We start from the raw sequence: 18,198 nt of genomic DNA, 5'->3' as shown, positions 1-18,198 counted from the left end.
TTATCTATTATAGCATGAAATCAACTTATCTTGCATTTGTCAAATCGCTGTAGTAACGTTCCCCGTAGAAAGGACAGATGTTAGATGGACTTATTCGATTTTCCGCAGGAAGAAACGCGAACCAATCAGCCGTTAGCTGACCGTATGCGCCCGAGAACGCTGGACGAGTTCACAGGGCAAGGTGACATTGTCGGTTCTGGCCGGCTGTTAAGTCGGGCAATTTATGCCGATCGACTGACGCCCATGATTTTTTATGGACCTCCCGGAACAGGTAAAACGACATTGGCACGTATTATCGCCAATTCAACATCGGCTTTTTTCGTGCAAGTGAATGCGGTGACATCAGGCATTAAAGATATACGTGAGGTGATTGACAACGCCAAGGACCGGTTGAAATATGATGAGCAAAAAACCGTCTTGTTTATAGATGAGATTCATCGCTTTAATAAAGGACAACAAGATGCCTTATTACCATCGGTTGAAGACGGAACGATTATTTTAATTGGAGCGACCACAGAAAGTCCCATGTTTGAAATCAACTCAGCCCTATTATCACGCTCCCGTTTATTTCGGTTCAAATCGCTAAACCATGAAGACATCCACCGCATATTGGAACAGGCCATTCATGATCCAGAACGGGGCTTTGGTAACTATCAAATTCATGTAACCCGCGAAGCTATGGATCATCTTGTTCAAGTCGCCAACGGGGACGCTAGAAGCGCCCTCCACGCCTTAGAACTCGCCGTGCTGACGACCGATCCCGATAAAGATGGCGGCGTACACATTGATCTAGCAACCGCTGAAGAATCTATTCAAGAACGGGTGCTGCAGTATGATAAAACCGGTGATAACCATTACGATACAGTGTCCGCTTTTATTAAAAGTATGCGCGGTTCCAATGCGGACGCAACTTTATACTATTTAGCAAAAATGATTGAAGCCGGTGAAGACCCTAAATTTATCGCCCGAAGAATCTACGTTCACGCGGCTGAAGATGTCGGCTTAGCTGATCCCAACGCGTTATTACTCGCTCAATCAGCCGCTTATGCGGTTGATTTTATCGGCTTGCCAGAAGCCCGTATCCCACTCGCTGAAGCGGCGTTATACATTGCGACAGCGCCGAAAAGTAACGCAGTGATATCAGGGATTGATGCAGCCCTTAAAGCGGTGCAAACCGAGTCAACCGGAGAGGTTCCAGTCCATTTACGAGATAGCCATTATCAAGGGGCTGAGCGGCTTGGACACGGCAAAACGTACCAATATCCGCACCATTTCCAACATGGTTATGTCAGTCAACAATATTTGCCAGATCATTTAGAGCATTTAACATTCTATCATCCAGTTGACCGCGGTCATGAAAAAACCGTCAGAAAGCGGATTGAATTTTTCAATCACCTTGATGAACAAAGCTAGCAACGGGCCTCTATTAAAAGATATATAGAAAAATAAGTTTTCGTGTATAATCCAAGTCTTTTTTGTCAATCATTATAGCAAACAATAGAGACAAGGAGAGGTCGACATTGACAAAAGTTAGACAGGATGCTTGGTCACACGAAGATGACCTGTTGTTGGCCGAAACGGTGTTGAGACATATAAGAGAAGGCGGTACGCAATTGGATGCCTTTGAAGAAGTCGGTGACAGATTGAACCGGACAGGGGCAGCTTGCGGTTTCCGATGGAATGCCATCGTTCGCAGAAAATATGATCAAGCGATTGAAATTGCCAAAAAACAACGCAAGCAAAAGAAACGTGCCGAACAAAAACACCGCCGGACAAGCTGGCAAACGTATGAGCCAACAGCTATACACCACGAACAAGGTTACTCAGGATCACCTGTTCCAACGATGGATCAAAAAGAACCAACGGATGATGACAATCTTGAACCAGCTGTAGATCAGCCTATTGTTAATTCGGAAATGTCAACACTCAATGAGGATCAACACTCAACGGCAGAATCCCAGTCTCAATCGGGATCTCAATTAAATTTAAACCATGTGATTTCATTCTTAGAGGACATGCAGAACAATGGTGCCGCAAGTGAACGACTTCAATCCGAAAACATTGCGTTAAAACAAGAAAATAACGCTTTGCAATCGAAAATTAAGGAATTGGAGACCGCGTTACATAAACTGCGTGAGGAACATCAAACCATTGAAGAAGATTATCAATCTTTGATGGGTATCATGGATCGGGCAAGACGAATGATTGCCCTATCTGATCAACAAGATGAGGCAAGTTCTGCGTTCAAAATGGACAAAAACGGTAATCTAGAAAAAATGGCAAAATAGAGGGCTGTCCCAAATACCAGGGACAGCCTTTTTCTTATATTTGTATGACTTAATTCTATTATAGTCATCTTATCCTTCGTTTTTGCTCCTCGAACCCCGCAGAACGGAGTTCGAGGAGGCTCACGGGTCACCCGCGGAAAGCATAGTGTATTTCCGGAGCGGTATATTAAGACGCCTTTTATAGATTTTGTAAAAAAGCAACAATCTTTTAGAAAACAGCCTTAAAAAAGACACAAAAAAAGACACCTATAAAAGTGTCAATTAGAAAATAAGAGAGAGTCCCAAATGTGCCGTATGTCGACCCTAGTTTTGAACCCGCTGTTAGCAGGTGGGTGTCCTGTTTCATCTTTTGTAAGTCCACTCAGAAGAGGCATTTACGCCGGATGAAAACTTTACGGACTCCCTTTCAAAATTAGTGTTCGGTCAAAACATGTGGCCTTCCTACAAACACTTCAGGACGTCTCTGTGATTGTATTTACATCTTAACACACGATGACGGTCTTATCAACCGCCACCCTCGATTATTGATTGGTGTTTTTTGTCACACGCAAATGAAGTTCATCTAACTGCGAATCGCTTACTGCACTCGGTGCCTGTGTTAAAAGGTCTGAGGCACTTGCTGTCTTCGGAAATGCTATCGTATCCCTTAAATTAGAACGGCCGGCAAGAATCATGACTAACCTGTCCAATCCGAAAGCAATCCCACCATGCGGCGGTGCTCCATGATCAAGAGCTTCCAGTAAAAATCCAAATTGCTCTTCAGCTTCTTCCTGTGAAAAGCCAAGGGCTTGAAACATCTTATCTTGTAAATCACGTTGATGAATACGCCGTGAACCCCCACCTAATTCGTAACCATTTAACACTAAATCATAGGCCTCAGCATGAACTGCTTCAGGCTGATCCGTTAATTTATCGATATCTTCAGCTACCGGTGAAGTAAATGGATGGTGCTCCGCAACATAACGGCCAGCATCTTCATCATAGGCGAGTAATGGAAAGTCCGTGACCCATAAGAAGTTTAACTGTGATTCATCGATTAATGCAAGATCTTTGCCAAGTTTCAAGCGTAACGCTCCTAAACTATCGGCAACGACCGACGGCTTATCAGCAATAAACAGCAATAAATCCCCAGCCTCCGCTTCTGTTTGCGTCCGGATGGCTTCACCTGTCTCATCAGCAAAGAATTTGGCAATCGGCCCTTTTAAGTCAGCAGCTTCAACTTTCATCCAGGCTAACCCTTTTGCACCATGTCTTGCAACGAATTCGCCCAGCTGATCGATATCTTTACGTGAATAGTGTTCAGCTTGTCCCTTCACATTCAAAGCTTTGACTTGGCCGCCGCCAGTCACCGTGTCGCTAAATACTTTAAAACCACAATTTTGAACTTCTTCAGAAACATCTATCAGTTCCATGCCAAACCGTGTATCCGGTTTGTCACTACCGTAACTGGCCATGGCTTCGGCATGAGTCATCCGAGGGAATGAGCCTTGAATATCAATATCACGAACATTTTTGACAACATTAGCCATCATCTCCTCCATCATAGCCATAAACGGTTCGCGCTCAAAGAATGATGTTTCAATGTCAACTTGGGTAAACTCAGGCTGCCGGTCGGCGCGCAAGTCCTCATCCCGGAAACATTTAACGATTTGATAATACCGTTCCATACCGGACACCATTAATAGTTGCTTAAACAATTGTGGTGATTGCGGCAACGCATAAAAAGAACCCGGATTGACACGACTTGGAACCAAGTAGTCCCTAGCACCCTCAGGGGTACTGCGGGTCAACATCGGCGTTTCCACTTCAAAAAACTCGTGCTCATCTAAAAATTGACGAATGCTTTTCGTAATCTGATGGCGCATTTTAAATGTTTCTGCCATAACCGGACGACGCAAGTCCATATAGCGGTATTTTAAACGAACTTCTTCGGAGGCATCTGTATCGTCTTCAATCGTAAATGGCGGTGTCTTCGCAGCGTTAATAATCGTTACGCTGTGAGCACTCACTTCAATTTGACCCGTCGCAATGTTGTCATTTACTGCATTGGGATCACGTTTGACAACAGATCCTTTAATTTCGACGACAAATTCATTACGAATTTTATCAGCGATTTGAATCGCTTCTGCTGACACTTTTGGATTAAAGACCGTTTGCACAATCCCAGTCCGGTCACGCAGATCAATGAAAATTAAACCGCCTAAATCACGACGCTTCTGCACCCATCCTTGAAGCGTCACTTCTTGTCCTGCATGGGCCTCTGTTAAACGCCCGCAAAATTCCGTTCGTGGCATAAACCCGATCACTCCTCCAATTTATTTTTTACCGTTGTCGCCAATGTTTCTAATCCAACCGTCTCTTCTTCACCAGTTGTCATATCTTTTAGATTAATGACGCCTTGTTGAAGCTCGTTCTCACCTAACACAGCAACATATTTTGCCCCTAATCGATCTGCTTGTTTAAATTGGCCTTTAACCTTACGACCAACGTAATCCTGATCAACGGCAAGGCCGGCATGACGCATTTGCTGTAAGAGAACCGGCGTCTTACGCTCAGCATCCTCACCAAGCGTTACAATAAAGCAATCGATCGTTTCATCATAAGGAACCTCTATATTTTCAGCCTCCATAGCTAAAATGAGCCGTTCAATACTTAAAGCGAATCCGATTCCTGGCGTTTCCGGACCGCCGAGTTCACTCACTAAACCATTATAACGACCACCGCCACTTAAGGTGGTAATGGCTCCAAACCCTTCACCCATAATTTCAAACGCTGTATGATTGTAATAATCTAGACCCCTAACTAACGTCGGGTCAATCTCATAGGCAATCCCCATGTCATCTAACGCTTGCTTAACTTTAGCAAAAAAGGATACCGAAAAATCATTTAAATAATCTAAAATAGATGGCGCGGTTGCCATTAATGGATGATCGCGATCCACCTTACAGTCCAAAATTCGCATCGGATTGGACGTTAACCGGTTCTGGCAATCCTGACAAAAGTCGCCAATCGACGGCTTAAAGTGATCAATCAATGCCTGGCGATGTTGACTGCGGCTCTCAGGATCACCAAGACTATTAATAACTAATTTCAGGTTCCGTAACCCAAGATTGTGGTAGAAATGCATAGCTAAAGCAATCACTTCAGCATCGATCGCCGGATCATTGCTCCCTAAAGCTTCAATGCCAAATTGCGTAAATTGCCGTGTCCGTCCCGATTGTGGTCGTTCATAGCGAAACATCGGTCCCATATAAAATAATTTTGACGGTTGTTTCGGCTCACCGTGCATTTTGTTTTCAACATACGAACGAACCACTGAAGCGGTACCTTCTGGTCTTAACGTTAAGCTTCGACCGCCGCGATCCTGGAAGGTGTACATTTCTTTCTGAACAATATCCGTCGAATCACCCACACCTCTTTGAAATAAATCCGTGGCCTCAAAGATGGGAGTCCGTATTTCTTCATAATGATACAATCGACATATCTCCCGAGCCTGATCTTCAATAAATTGCCACAAATTAGCTTCCTTAGGCAAGATATCCTGGGTCCCGCGTGGAATTTGAATCGCCATATGCATCCTCCTCATTTTTTCTACGTCGAGTTTGCTTCCCTGCTAAAATGAAATCGTTGTACTTAGCGTAGCGGGGAAGTGCATCCTCCTCATTTTTTCTACGTCGAGTTTGCTTCTCCGCTAAAATGAAATCGTTGTACTTAGCGTAGCGGGGAAGTGCATCCTCCTCATTTTTTCTACGTCGAGTTTGCTTCCCTGCTAAAATGAAATCGTTGTACTTAGCGTAGCGGGGAAGTGCATCCTCCTCATTTTTTCTACGTCGAGTTTGCTTCTCCGCTAAAATGAAATCGTTGTACTTAGCGTAGCGGGGAAGTGCATCCTCCTCATTTTTTTCTACGTCGAGTTTGCTTCTCCGCTAAAATGAAATCGTTGTACTTAGCGTAGCGGGGAAGTGCATCCTCCTCATTTTTTCTACGTCGAGTTTGCTTCTCCGCTAAAATGAAATCGTTGTGCTTAGCGTAGCGGGGAAGTGCATCCTTATCCAAGTCATAATATAAATAAATAAAATAAAAAAAACGCCCCTTGTTTCCGCTTGGAAAACAAGGGACGAGAATTAAACCCGTGGTACCACCCTTTGTTGATGCCGTTTATAGACCAACGACAACCACTTAACAGTTAACGCCTGCAACGCTTTCCCCTACTAGCTAAACAACGTTCGAAGAAAAACCTAAGAAGTGTCTTTCACTGGAGATATGGGGATAAGCTTACAGCCGTTCGGCCTATCCTCTCTGCGCCATTAACATTCCAGATACTTTCTTCCTCGATCGGTTTTATTAATTCGTTTTTGATGCATTTAATTGTAAAATAAGTTCTCGGTATTAGCAAGGATTTTATCATAAAAGTAGGCGAAGTGTTAAATTATGTCGTCCAATGTTTATGATGACGCTGTGGAGTCCACGGTTGTGATACTGCCCTGACAGATTCATCATTTGCTAACTGTTCTTCACCAGGATGCTTCCAAGCCATTATCCATTGGTTTTTATAGAATTGGTAAAATAGGTCGCTTGATAGTTTCATCGCATTCACCTTCTAAGTGTTTGCATCTAGTCTAACCATCAAACGTTGATATCATTCCTAATCATGCTGTTTGCTTTCGACAATCAAAGTCACAGGGCCATCATTCGTTAAATGAACATCCATCATTTCACCAAATTGCCCCGTTTCAACAATCAATCCCTTGTTTCTTAATTCGTCATTAAAAGCCTCATACAGTCGACTGGCATCCTCAGGTTGAGCCGCTTTCATAAAGTTGGGACGTCTTCCTTTTCGGACATCACCGTAAAGCGTAAATTGCGATACAGAGAGGATGCTTCCACCAACGTTCAGCACCGATTGGTTCATTTTACCTGTATCATCTTCAAACATTCTTAAGCCTGCAATTTTATCAGCCACATATTGGACATCTTGCAATGCATCCCCTTGTTTGATGCCCACCAGTAACATTAAACCATGCTCAATTGCCCCGACTGTTTGCTGATGGACGGACACACTGGCTTGTTTGGCTCGTTGCACAATAACACGCATGAACCTGTCTCCCTCATCCTAAGATTATTGTATCATTCGTCTGACGGCATAGATGTCAGGAATTTTTTTAATCCGTTCAACCACCTTCTTAAGATGGCTGACGTTGTGAATTGCGATGGTCATATCAATAATAGCGACTTTATTTTTATCAGCTTTTCCAGTGACCGCATTAATAATCGTTTTGGTTTCAGATACTGCCTGCAATACTTCATTAAGAAAGCCATCACGATCAAATCCGGTAATTTCAATATCAACGTTAAATTGTTTATTGCCTGCCGTTTGTCCTTCCCATTCCACCTCTAGTAAACGTTGCTGGGCTTCGTCATTGTTAATATTAGGACAGTTGCGGCGATGAATTGAAACCCCGCGGCCTTTCGTAATATAACCGACAATGTCATCGCCAGGAACAGGATTACAACATTTTGATAGACGGATCATCATGTTGTCGATACCTTTAACACGAACCCCTGATTCTGTCTTCCGCTTAGCTGTATAATGATCCACATCTGGAAAGTGATTCAGAAGGTTTTCAGCTTCCTGTTCAGGCTTGCGTACTTGTTCCGTAAGCCGGTTAACAACTTGCTTAGCTGTAATGCTGTTATAGCCCACAGCCGCATAAATATCGTTATCACTTGTGAAATTATATTTTTCTGCCACATGGCTCAGATTATCTTCGGTTAATACGTCCTTAACATCATAACCTTGATTTTTGACTTCTTTCTCAATCCATTCACGGCCTTTGGTCAATGTCTCTTCACGACGCTGCCGTTTGAACCATTGTTTAATTTTGTTCTTAGCGTGCGAGCTTTGCGTGATATTCAACCAGTCTTGACTGGGTCCATACGAATGCTTTGACGTCGTGATTTCAACGATGTCACCGGTCTTTAAATGATGATCCAAAGGCACCATCTTTCCATTAACTTTGGCCCCGACTGTTTGATTGCCAATCTCAGTATGAATTCGAAACGCGAAATCAACCGGAACGGACCCAGCAGGAAGTTCAATTACGTCACCTTTAGGTGTAAACACGAAAACCATATCCGAGAATAAATCAACTTTAAGGGATTCCATGAAATCCTTAGCATCTTCAGCATCGTTTTGCCATTCAAGAATTTGTCTAAACCATGCAAGCTTGTCCTCAAATTTATTATTCACATTATGGCCTTTATTTTCTTTGTAAGCCCAGTGCGCAGCAATCCCGAATTCCGCTACTTTATGCATATCGTTTGTCCGAATTTGGACTTCCAATGGCTGGCCATTTGAACCAATCACCGTCGTATGAAGCGACTGATACATATTGGCTTTCGGCATGGCAATATAATCTTTGAACCGCCCAGGCATCGGTTTCCAATGGGTATGAATAATACCTAGAACCGCATAGCAATCTTTAATACTATTAACAATAATACGAACCGCTAGTAAGTCGTATATCTGATTAAATTGTTTATGCTGGTGAGCCATTTTCCGGTAAATACTATAAATATGTTTAGGCCGCCCGGAAATGTCCGCATCAATATTGACTTGCTGAACGTGCTTCTCAATATCCTCTATTACCGTACTGATATAGTCTTCACGTTCATTGCGTTTGCGCTTCATTAAGTTGACAATCCGGTAGTATTGCTGCGGATTAAGATAGCGTAAAGCAATATCTTCAAGTTCCCATTTAATAGTCGAAATTCCAAGACGATTAGCCAAGGGTGCAAATATTTCCAATGTCTCATTGGCCTTTTGCAACTGTTTTTCCGCCGGCATATAGCTTAGGGTGCGCATATTATGCAGCCGGTCCGCGAGTTTGATTAAGACACATCGCAAATCTTGAGCCATGGCAACAAACATTTTGCGGTGATTTTCAGCCTGTTGTTCTTCCTTTGATTTAAATTCGAAATGACGAAGTTTGGTAACACCATCAACAAGCAGCGCCACTTGTTCACCAAAGTTAGATTGAATGTCTTCAAACGCCACCGACGTATCTTCGACGACATCATGTAATAAGCCCGCCATAATTGTTACGGGATCCATCTCCAAATTAACAAGAATGCCCGCAACTTCAACGGGGTGCATAATATAAGGTTCCCCAGACTTCCGATATTGACCGTCATGGGCCTTATCCGCATAATCATAGGCTGCAATCACATAATTAACTTGTTCATCGTCCAAATAGCTCTGAGATTTTTCAATTAATTCTTCGAATGTCATACACCCATCACCTTTTTATCCGAAAAAACGTCTATTGTGTCTATTATCACGATTTCACGTCGTCTTGTAAAGCCAATGATTTGATAAATTTCTTTTTTAATCTGCATTAACCATAAGAAAAGAAAGAGCGCTCGACTTTCGAGCACTCTCTAGCTAAAATTGCATCAGCGTATAAACGTCATAATCATTCAATTTGTCGCGGCCACTTAAGTAAGTGAGTTCGACCATAAAAGCCGTTCCTGCCACACTTCCACCTAATTTTTCAACAAGTTGAATGGAGGCATCAATGGTTCCGCCCGTTGCTAATAGATCATCAACAACTAATACCTTTTGTCCAGGCTTAATGGCGTCTTCATGCATTGTTAGAACATTGTCACCATATTCCAGTCCATATTCAACCTCAATCACTTCACGGGGCAATTTTCCTTTTTTCCGGACAGGGACAAACCCAATCCCTAGCTCGTAAGCTATCGGACAGCCCACAATAAAACCGCGGGCTTCAGGCCCGACAATGATATCAACGTCTTTATCTTTTGCATATTCAACAATCTTTTGTATTGCAGCCTGATAAGCCTCGCCATTTTGCATAAGCGGGGTAATATCTTTGAATTTAATACCTTCTTTAGGGAAATCTTCAACAATCTTGACATAATCCTTAAAATTCATTTAAGTTATAGCCTCCTCAGTTCGTTCCCGGCCAATCGTATATTTAGCAAACCATTGTTTTAATGTTTGATACGTCGAGAAGCACAATTGCTCCTCTAATGCGATCCGCTTTTCCTTTTGTTGATAGGTTATGGAAGCTGTCAGCGATTGCTCGGCAGGTCCTTTAATTAACGAAATCACACCGTCTTCTATTTTAACAAATTTCAAATCAGAAAACACTTGTATTATAAATTGTAGGGATTCCAATGACCAGCCTTTGTGGTTGGCAATTTTTTGTAGAATCGGGCGTTCTTGTACCGGTTGATTCTTATATAGGAATCCATATACCCACTTAAACGCTTCACGCTGGGGAATACCAGAAAAATAATGGGCCTCTTTTTGATGGAAGACCGCATAAATCCGCTCCGGAAACGCCATGGCTTGAAAACAGCGGTCAAAAGCCTCCTCATCATCTGGCAAATCCAATATGAACAAATGGTTTTGATTCGTGTCAATAAGGTCCAAATCATCCGGACCAACAATTTCGCTTTGATAAGCTTCAAGCTTGAGGTCTTGAACCGTTTCTTCATGAAAAGCTAACAGAAGCCTCTGCTGCTTTGAAATCGTTTCTATTTTACCAGGCAAATCTCTTTTATTACGTAAATCGAAGAGCTGCCATTCTGATATTTCTAGATCCTTAAGCATAAGTTGCGGTTTTCTGAAACCGTTCCATTCATTAATGACCAACTCACCGACAACGGAAATTTTTGCCGCAGTTGATATATGATCAAATTGATGGCCGTGGCCAAAACCGATGACATCTAAGCGTGCCCCATTTTGTTCTAAGGTGAGTTTCAAATGATTTTGATTGCGACCGATTTGCCGCACTTCCCTGACATTAGCATCATGGATAGCAAAGGTCGGTTTCGGATTATCGACGCCAAATGGTGCAAGCTTATCAATGGTCTCAAGAACATCTACTGATACGTCTTCTATTGCTACTGTACTGTTAACCTTAGTTGCCGGCACCAGCATGTCTGCGGTCATATGCTCCGCTGCATAGGTGTTCAATCGTTCCGCAAGTTCGTCTAAGTCAGAAGCAGATGTTGTCATACCAGCTGCCATCGGATGACCGCCGAAATGCGGTAACAAATCCCTTGATTGTGAAAGTGCTGAAAAAATGTCAAAGCCTTCAATGCTCCGTGCTGAGCCTTTGGCTTCACCTGTATCAGGATCAATACCAAAAACAATCGTCGGGCGGTAAAATTTCTCCACTAACCTGGAGGCTGTGATCCCAATCACACCTGCGTTCCACTGCTCTTTAGCAACAATGAGAATATCTCTCCGATGATCGGGTAACGCTTCTACTGTAGCCACCGCCTCTGTGGTCATCTCATCAACGATTTTTTTCCGTTCTTTATTCAGCTGATCCAGTGTCGCCGCAAGTTGATCCGCTTCATCTTGATCTTGAGCCAGCATCAACTCAATGGCCGGCATCGCATGATCCATACGCCCTGCAGCATTAACTCTGGGACCAATGGCAAAGCCAATATCATCTTCTGCTACCGGTGGGTTCATACGGCTCACTGCCATGAGCGCCTGAAGACCGGGACGCGGCTCGTCATTAATGCGCCTTAACCCCTTCGTTGCCATCAGGCGGTTTTCTCCGATTAATGGAACTAAGTCTGCAATCGTTCCAACGGCCACGAGATCCAGTAAATGCTCAGGGGCTCGTTCCCGCAAGGCATGGATCACCTTAAATGCAACACCGACACCGGCTAGTCCAGTAAAGGGATAAGAACAATCCAGTTGCTTCGGATTAATAATACTATAAGCATCAGGCAACGCCGGCGGCGGTTCATGATGGTCGGTAATGATATAATCCATGCCCAACGCTTTAGCGCGCTCTGCAGATTCTAACGCAGAGATACCCGTATCAACAGTTATAATCAGTCTAATGTCATCTTCGTAGGCCTGTTCAATCGCAGGTACATTCGGCCCATAACCTTCTTTAAAACGATCGGGCACATAATAGGTCACATGAGCGCCAAGCTCTCTTAAACCTGTGACCATTAGAGACGTGGCACTGACACCATCAGCGTCATAATCACCAAAAACCAAAATCGATTCATCTTTGGCGATAGCCTGATGGATGCGCTCCGACGCTTCTGCCATCCCTTTCAGCAAAAACGGATCCTGAAACGTTTCGTATCGCTCAGTATGTAAAAATATACGGGCGGCTTCAGCATCATCAATGCCTCGCCCGATAAGTAAGCGCCCAAGAATAGGCGGAACGTCCAAATCATCTGCCAGTTGCCGGGCACGATGATCATCTATTGCCGTCGTCTGCCAACGTGTGTTTGCCTTGAGCATCTGATCACCTCTCGCCAAACTAAATTATACTAGAGGTGTTGTCGAACGAGCAAACATTATCTTTTTGTACCTTGCTCCTTATTGTCATTTTCTGTTGTTTCATGGGTCGATTCATCGAAAGTCTCAGAGTCCATCACTTCCTCTGAAACTGGTGGTTCTTGCTTAGACAAACGACGTTTCAGTTGGCCGACTTCACGCTGTAACTTGTAGATACGGACAATCCCAATAAGCCCTGTGATGAGTGCTCCCATTAATACTGAAGATAAAATAATAATAATCAGCGGCCATTCTGATTGGCCAAATACATAATTCACGGTGACAGCTCCCACATTCATCACTGAAAAAATGCCGATCACCAAGGCAAAAATAAGCGCTAAAATTAACCGCCATTGTGACCCCATATATTAGATCCTCCTACAGAAATATATTTGACTCACAAAGTATCTTCCCCATAAATTGGCATAGAAAACGGGTACACGGTAAAAAACCGTATACCCTGAAAATCACGTTTCTGTTTGCGGTTGGGCCTGTTTCTTTTTCCCCTGATGACGACTCCACCGGACTTTCATGAGGACCCATAATGGTGCAGCAATAAAAATTGATGAATAAGCCCCAGAAATCAGACCGATTAATAAAGCTAATGAAAAGGTCCAAATGGATGTTGCACCAAAAAACAACAGGGCTAAAACAGCTAAGGTCGTCGTCAAGCTCGTATTGATAGATCGCCTAAACGTCTGCTGAATACCCACATTCGTAATGGATTTGAAGTCGGCAAAGGTGCGTAATTTTTTCTTTTTGTTCAACCTTTGCTGTTCCCGAATCCTATCAAACGTGACGATAGTATCGTTAATGGAATAACCAACAATCGTTAGAACTGCGGCAATGAACACAATATTGACCTCAATATGGAACAAACTGAACACCGCAATAATTAAGAAAGCATCATGGAATAATGCGACAATCGCGGCCACACCTTGCAAAAATTCAAAGCGGATCGATACATACACTATGATAAAGAGAGCAGAAATCATTATCGCCCAGAAGGCATTCTTAGCCTGCATCCGACCGACTTGTGGTGAAACCGTACTGATACTTGGTTTGATGCCGAACTCCTCTTTTATAGCATCCTGTATATTCGCAACCTCGCCTTTATTAAATGCTTGATTAAAGCGAGCTGTGATGACATTACTGTTGGTGCCCGACGTCACGATGGGCTCTGAAGGTTCCATGTTAAGTTTTTCAAAGGTTGCATTGACTTTTTCAATTGATAAGGACTCGTCACCCTGAATATCGACACGACTCCCCTTGGAAAAATCGATGCCTAGGTTCATACCGAATATAGACAGGCAGATAATGCCTAAAATGATGATGATCCCTGAAAGCATAAAAAACTTGTTACGTTGTGCGATAAAATCTAAGTTTTTAAAGTTCATCAATATCACCCTTTTTTACGCCGAATAGTCCCGGTTTTTTATTTAACGCCCGGCTATTGACCCAAAGACCGAGCAATAGGCGCGATCCAAAGACGGCGGTGATAAAACTCACAACGATACTCACAATCAGCATGATCGCAAACCCCTTAACAGAACTATCCCCGTAGACAAACATGACAGCCGCCGCCAAGATCGTTGTTAAGTTGGCATCCAATATTGTTCCAAACGCCCGTTTACTTCCGGATTTAAAGGCGGATAAAATAGATTTACCTGAACGGATTTCATATTTAATACGTTCAAGCGTAATAATATTGGCGTCAACCGCCATCCCAACACCGAGAATCAGAGCGGCAATCCCTGGCAAGGTAAGTACAGCCTGTAACCCGACAAAGACCGCCAGCACAAGATACATGTAAACCGCTAAAGTTAACACTGCGATGAGACCGCCGAAGCGATAAAACAGAAGCATAAATAAGAAAATAGCCGCAATCCCGATAATACCCGCAAGAATGGTCTTATCCATGGCATTTTGACCAAATTGAGCACCGACAGAGTTTGAATAAATTTCGGTCATTTTAACTGGCAGCGAACCTGCTTTCAATAAACTCGCCAAGTGTTTCCCTTCCTCTTGGGTTACGCCAGTGATCTGAACATCCTTACTATTGATGACTTGATTAACGGTCGGCGCAGAAATATAAGCTGGCTCACCTTTGGCTGAGCCTTCTTTTTTGACCTCTTCTTTAAATGTTTGCCCTTTCTTTTTATCCATCCAAATAACTAAGCGATTGTCTACATTGGAGTTATTTAAGATTTTCTTTGTGACATTCCCAAATTTCTTCGCGCTTTTCAATTCCAAAGCAACGATGGGTTCATTTGTCTGTGAATCAAAGGATAGTTGAGCTTCACCTGGAGCAAGATCAGAACCGTCCAGCATCACTTTTCCGTTCGTATTACGAAACGTTAATTGAGCGGTCGTCGATAGCAATTTTCTTGCTTCTTCCTGGTCTTTAATCCCGGCTAACGCTACTCGTATATGGTCGTCACCTTCAATCGTAATACTCGGTTCACTGACACCCAGCGCATCGATCCGGCGGTTAATCGCAGATACCGCGCTGCTAAGGGTCTCATCTGTAATATCCGGACCATTTTCCAGCGGCTCGACCTGATAAAGCACTTCAAACCCGCCTTGCAAGTCAAGGCCAAGCTTCACATTATTAACCAGCTTCGTTGCCGTTAAACCAATAATGGTGCCAGCAACAATTAAAATTAAAAAAAAGGCAACAATCCGTCCTTTTTTCACCATGATGTCTGTACCCCCTCAAGGTCTTAACAATATCAATCATCTACTTATTATGTACCATGCCTTTTATTTCAAAAGCGAGTCATCTTCCGCTAGATCCGAACTCTGAAACATTTGCATCCGGATTCTATTCATATAATCATTAACGGAGAGTGTCATCACAAAATTGACGAACTGATGTAAGTGCTGCGGGTGTTGTTTCTTTTTCTCAAGTGATTCCAAAATAAACGTCCACAGCTCGTCCATCGTCATACTGTTCAATCCTAGTATATAGAACTCTTCAAGCTTACTTTGCAGAAAGGGCTGTATATGATAACGCCACTTTTCCACATCAACCGAATGTTCCATAACCTCACCTCACTTTAATAATGATATCACAGTTTTTCATTTCCTAAAATGAGATTTTTATGTCTCAATAATCTCAATACCCCACTTTTAATAATCAGTCATGCTCGACCGACTATCAAGCATATAGATGTAATGTACAACCTTGACAAGCAGATCAAGAAAAATTGGCTTTTCGCTAAGTATGATGACAACACCTTAGTTGCACCAAGCTTTCTACCAATAACTGCGTTAGCGAAGTTAGACTTTTGATAGCAGGAAAAAGGTTGGGTTGACATGACGAAACAAACATTTTTAAAAGGAACCTTTGTATTGATGCTTGCCGGCCTCATCACAAAAATTCTAGGTGTCATTAATAAAATGATACTGGCTCGGGTGATCGGTGCAGAAGGCATGGGATTATTCAACATGGCTTTCCCGACGTTAATGTTGACGGTCACATTAACACAGTTGGGCTTACCGGTCGCGATCTCCAAATTAGTTGCCGAAGCCGAGGCACATAATGACCGAAAAAAAATCAAACGTATTTTAACCGTTTCATTTTTTGTTGTTGGAACTTTAAGTATTATTTTAACACTTGCTATGATCGCCATCACGCCAGTATTAGCCAAAACGGTGTTTACGGATGAACGGACATTGTATCCATTAATCGCGATTGCACCGATTGTACCAATCGTCGCTGTGTCATCCGTATTACGCGGTTATTTTCAAGGCATCCAAAACATGAAGCCCTATGCCACAGCCCAAGTCATTGAACAAATTGTTCGGATTACGCTTGTCTATCTGCTCGCCTCTGCGCTATTACCGCTTGGGATTGAATATGCTGCGGCTGGAGCGATGATTTCCGGAGTGATTGGCGAACTCGCATCACTGCTCTATATGTTAGCGATGTTCAAAGCTAAGAAACGCGTGAAAGTGCGCCAAAATTTCTTTACGCACCTTGCCGGTGGCCGCCGGACACTTTTTCAATTGATGCATGTCGCCTTGCCAACCACAGGAAGCCGGTTGATTGGTTCGATATCCAATTTTTTCGAACCTATTGTCGTCTCACAAAGCTTAATGATTGCCGGTGTCTCCGTTACGATGGCAACAAAGCAGTATGGGATGTTAACGGGATTTGCCATTCCCCTATTAGTATTGCCCAGTTTTATTACGCACTCTTTGCATGTGTCGCTAATTCCAACCATTAGTGAAGCGGCCGCTAAAAACCATATCGGAACCATTCATTACCGATTGAATCAAGCTTTAAAAATCGCCATGATTGCCGGTGGGATCTCCATCGTCATTTCCTATGTTTTTGCCGAACCAATACTCGATCTCATGTACGACTCGCCGGAATCAGCTGTATTTGTCAATATGATGGGGCCGTTTTTTTTCCTATTTTATTTTCAAGGGCCGCTCCAAGCAGTGTTACAGGCGTTAAATTTAGCCAGTGCTGCAATGATTAATAGTCTGGTGGGGGCCGTCGTTAAAATTTTGACAATGCTGGCATTAGCCTCCCGTCCCGAATTTGGCATCATGGGCGCCGCGATCGGTGTTGTCGTCAGTGTCATACTTGTCACGCTATTGCACTTAGTCACCGTCATCAAATCGATCGGCTTCTCACTTAAAATCATGGATTATATCAAAGGCATATCGGCTCTACTCTTAGCAGGAGTGTTTGCTGAAATATGTCAACGGTACTTGTTGACCTCATGGACGATGCTACCGCGGACCCTAACTCTCATCAGCTTGGTTGTCATCGTCTATATGACCTTAGCTGTCAGTCTCCGTCTAATCAACCGTGAGGAATTAAGCCATATACCTATTATCAAAAGATGGATAAAATAAACAAGAATAGGTGCAAACCACCTATTCTTGTTCGTCTTTGATATCAATATGCAAACGTTTTTTCTGGTCAATCGCGCAGTACGCGATTTTTTCTATATCATCTAACCCTTCTTTCTGCAATTGTTCTTTCAGCCATGATTCACTTTTATTAAAATAGCGAAGATGCCTATGCTGGATCATACCATCAATTATGACCGGATAAATCATCGTAGGCTGTATTAAACTCCCCCCACTTTTTTCGATCACTGACAGATTACCTGTAGGCTCCAGGACAGCATAGTCAACGTCATCTAATTGCTGAACACCTTGTTCCCTTAATTGCGTTAATAAATCATCAAAATTGTACCGCTGCTTTCTCATCGCCTGTTCATCCACCTGTCCTTGCTTAATGATGGCCGTTGGCTGACCTTCAATGATATGGCGAAAAGCTGGTAACTTCATTGAAAGATAAGCAATCAAAAACTGGACAAACAATAATAGCGCAATGGGAATAATCGAATCGATTAAATGCTTAGAAGGATCTTCAATCGATGTCACCGCAAGTTCCGCGACCATGATGTTAATTACTAAGTCAACAACATTTAATTGCCCTATTTCCCGCTTTCCCATAATTCGAAAAGCAACTAACATCAAAATATATAAGAGCAATGTTCGTATTAAAATCGTTCCCATGCCTAAAACCCCTTGTGTCTT

Annotated in this window: 13 protein-coding genes, 1 other RNA gene, 1 pseudogene and 1 other annotated feature; of the genes and pseudogenes, 3 read left to right on the top strand and 12 right to left on the bottom strand. The window is 43.0% G+C overall.

The window, feature by feature from the left end:
- Window positions 1–84 precede the first annotated feature (84 nt).
- Both B9Y89_RS10895 and B9Y89_RS19485 read left to right on the top strand, forming a co-directional pair.
- A complete protein-coding gene (locus B9Y89_RS10895) occupies window positions 85–1,413 on the top strand; it encodes an AAA family ATPase (protein WP_085523262.1) in 1,329 nt (442 codons plus the stop codon).
- 107 nt (window positions 1,414–1,520) lie between these two features.
- Entirely contained in the window at window positions 1,521–2,288 is a 768-nt protein-coding gene (locus B9Y89_RS19485; protein ID WP_085523261.1) for an RsfA family transcriptional regulator, read from the top strand.
- Between the two features lie 274 nt (window positions 2,289–2,562).
- On the opposite strand, the gene ssrS is transcribed toward B9Y89_RS19485, so the two are convergent.
- The 11 genes and pseudogenes from ssrS to B9Y89_RS10840 all read right to left on the bottom strand — a co-directional run bounded on the left by ssrS (window position 2,563) and on the right by B9Y89_RS10840 (window position 15,678).
- A non-coding RNA gene (gene ssrS / locus B9Y89_RS10885) (6S RNA) lies at window positions 2,563–2,750 on the bottom strand.
- A gap of 59 nt (window positions 2,751–2,809) precedes the next feature.
- On the bottom strand, window positions 2,810–4,582 hold the full coding sequence (aspS, locus tag B9Y89_RS10880) for an aspartate--tRNA ligase (protein WP_085523260.1): 1,773 nt from the start codon (window positions 4,580–4,582) through the stop codon (window positions 2,810–2,812).
- 8 nt (window positions 4,583–4,590) lie between these two features.
- Complete coding sequence (hisS, locus tag B9Y89_RS10875; protein WP_085523259.1) at window positions 4,591–5,859, bottom strand: histidine--tRNA ligase; 1,269 nt, start codon at window positions 5,857–5,859, stop codon at window positions 4,591–4,593.
- Window positions 5,860–6,398: 539 nt separating this feature from the next.
- Window positions 6,399–6,633, bottom strand: a binding site (T-box leader).
- Window positions 6,634–6,717: 84 nt separating this feature from the next.
- Window positions 6,718–6,876, bottom strand: a complete 159-nt coding sequence (locus B9Y89_RS19045) for a hypothetical protein (protein ID WP_176222193.1) — start codon at window positions 6,874–6,876, stop codon at window positions 6,718–6,720.
- A 57-nt stretch (window positions 6,877–6,933) separates the two neighbouring features.
- Window positions 6,934–7,383, bottom strand: a complete 450-nt coding sequence (gene dtd, locus B9Y89_RS10870; RefSeq protein WP_085523258.1) for a D-aminoacyl-tRNA deacylase — start codon at window positions 7,381–7,383, stop codon at window positions 6,934–6,936.
- A gap of 24 nt (window positions 7,384–7,407) precedes the next feature.
- Window positions 7,408–9,579 (bottom strand): RelA/SpoT family protein, encoded by a 2,172-nt coding sequence (locus B9Y89_RS10865; protein WP_085523257.1) that lies wholly within the window; start codon window positions 9,577–9,579, stop codon window positions 7,408–7,410.
- Window positions 9,580–9,732: 153 nt separating this feature from the next.
- Window positions 9,733–10,245 (bottom strand): adenine phosphoribosyltransferase, encoded by a 513-nt coding sequence (locus tag B9Y89_RS10860; RefSeq protein ID WP_085523256.1) that lies wholly within the window; start codon window positions 10,243–10,245, stop codon window positions 9,733–9,735.
- Window positions 10,246–12,597, bottom strand: a complete 2,352-nt coding sequence (gene recJ, locus B9Y89_RS10855; RefSeq protein ID WP_085523255.1) for a single-stranded-DNA-specific exonuclease RecJ — start codon at window positions 12,595–12,597, stop codon at window positions 10,246–10,248.
- A gap of 56 nt (window positions 12,598–12,653) precedes the next feature.
- Entirely contained in the window at window positions 12,654–12,998 is a 345-nt protein-coding gene (locus tag B9Y89_RS10850; RefSeq protein ID WP_085523254.1) for a LapA family protein, read from the bottom strand.
- A 102-nt stretch (window positions 12,999–13,100) separates the two neighbouring features.
- Window positions 13,101–15,330: pseudogene (gene secD, locus B9Y89_RS10845) on the bottom strand (protein translocase subunit SecD).
- A gap of 66 nt (window positions 15,331–15,396) precedes the next feature.
- Complete coding sequence (locus tag B9Y89_RS10840) at window positions 15,397–15,678, bottom strand: post-transcriptional regulator (protein WP_085523253.1); 282 nt, start codon at window positions 15,676–15,678, stop codon at window positions 15,397–15,399.
- A 273-nt stretch (window positions 15,679–15,951) separates the two neighbouring features.
- On the opposite strand from B9Y89_RS10840, the gene spoVB reads away from it, so the two are divergent.
- Entirely contained in the window at window positions 15,952–17,505 is a 1,554-nt protein-coding gene (spoVB, locus tag B9Y89_RS10835) for a stage V sporulation protein B (protein ID WP_085523252.1), read from the top strand.
- A gap of 21 nt (window positions 17,506–17,526) precedes the next feature.
- On the opposite strand, the gene B9Y89_RS10830 is transcribed toward spoVB, so the two are convergent.
- Complete coding sequence (locus tag B9Y89_RS10830) at window positions 17,527–18,177, bottom strand: DUF421 domain-containing protein (RefSeq protein WP_085523251.1); 651 nt, start codon at window positions 18,175–18,177, stop codon at window positions 17,527–17,529.
- Between the last annotated feature and the right edge of the window lie 21 nt (window positions 18,178–18,198).

The sequence above is a fragment of the Tuberibacillus sp. Marseille-P3662 genome (genome assembly GCF_900178005.1).
In the GTDB taxonomy this organism is placed as follows: Bacteria; Bacillota; Bacilli; order Bacillales; family Sporolactobacillaceae; genus Marseille-P3662.
This window is presented reverse-complemented; position numbering and strand designations above follow the sequence as displayed.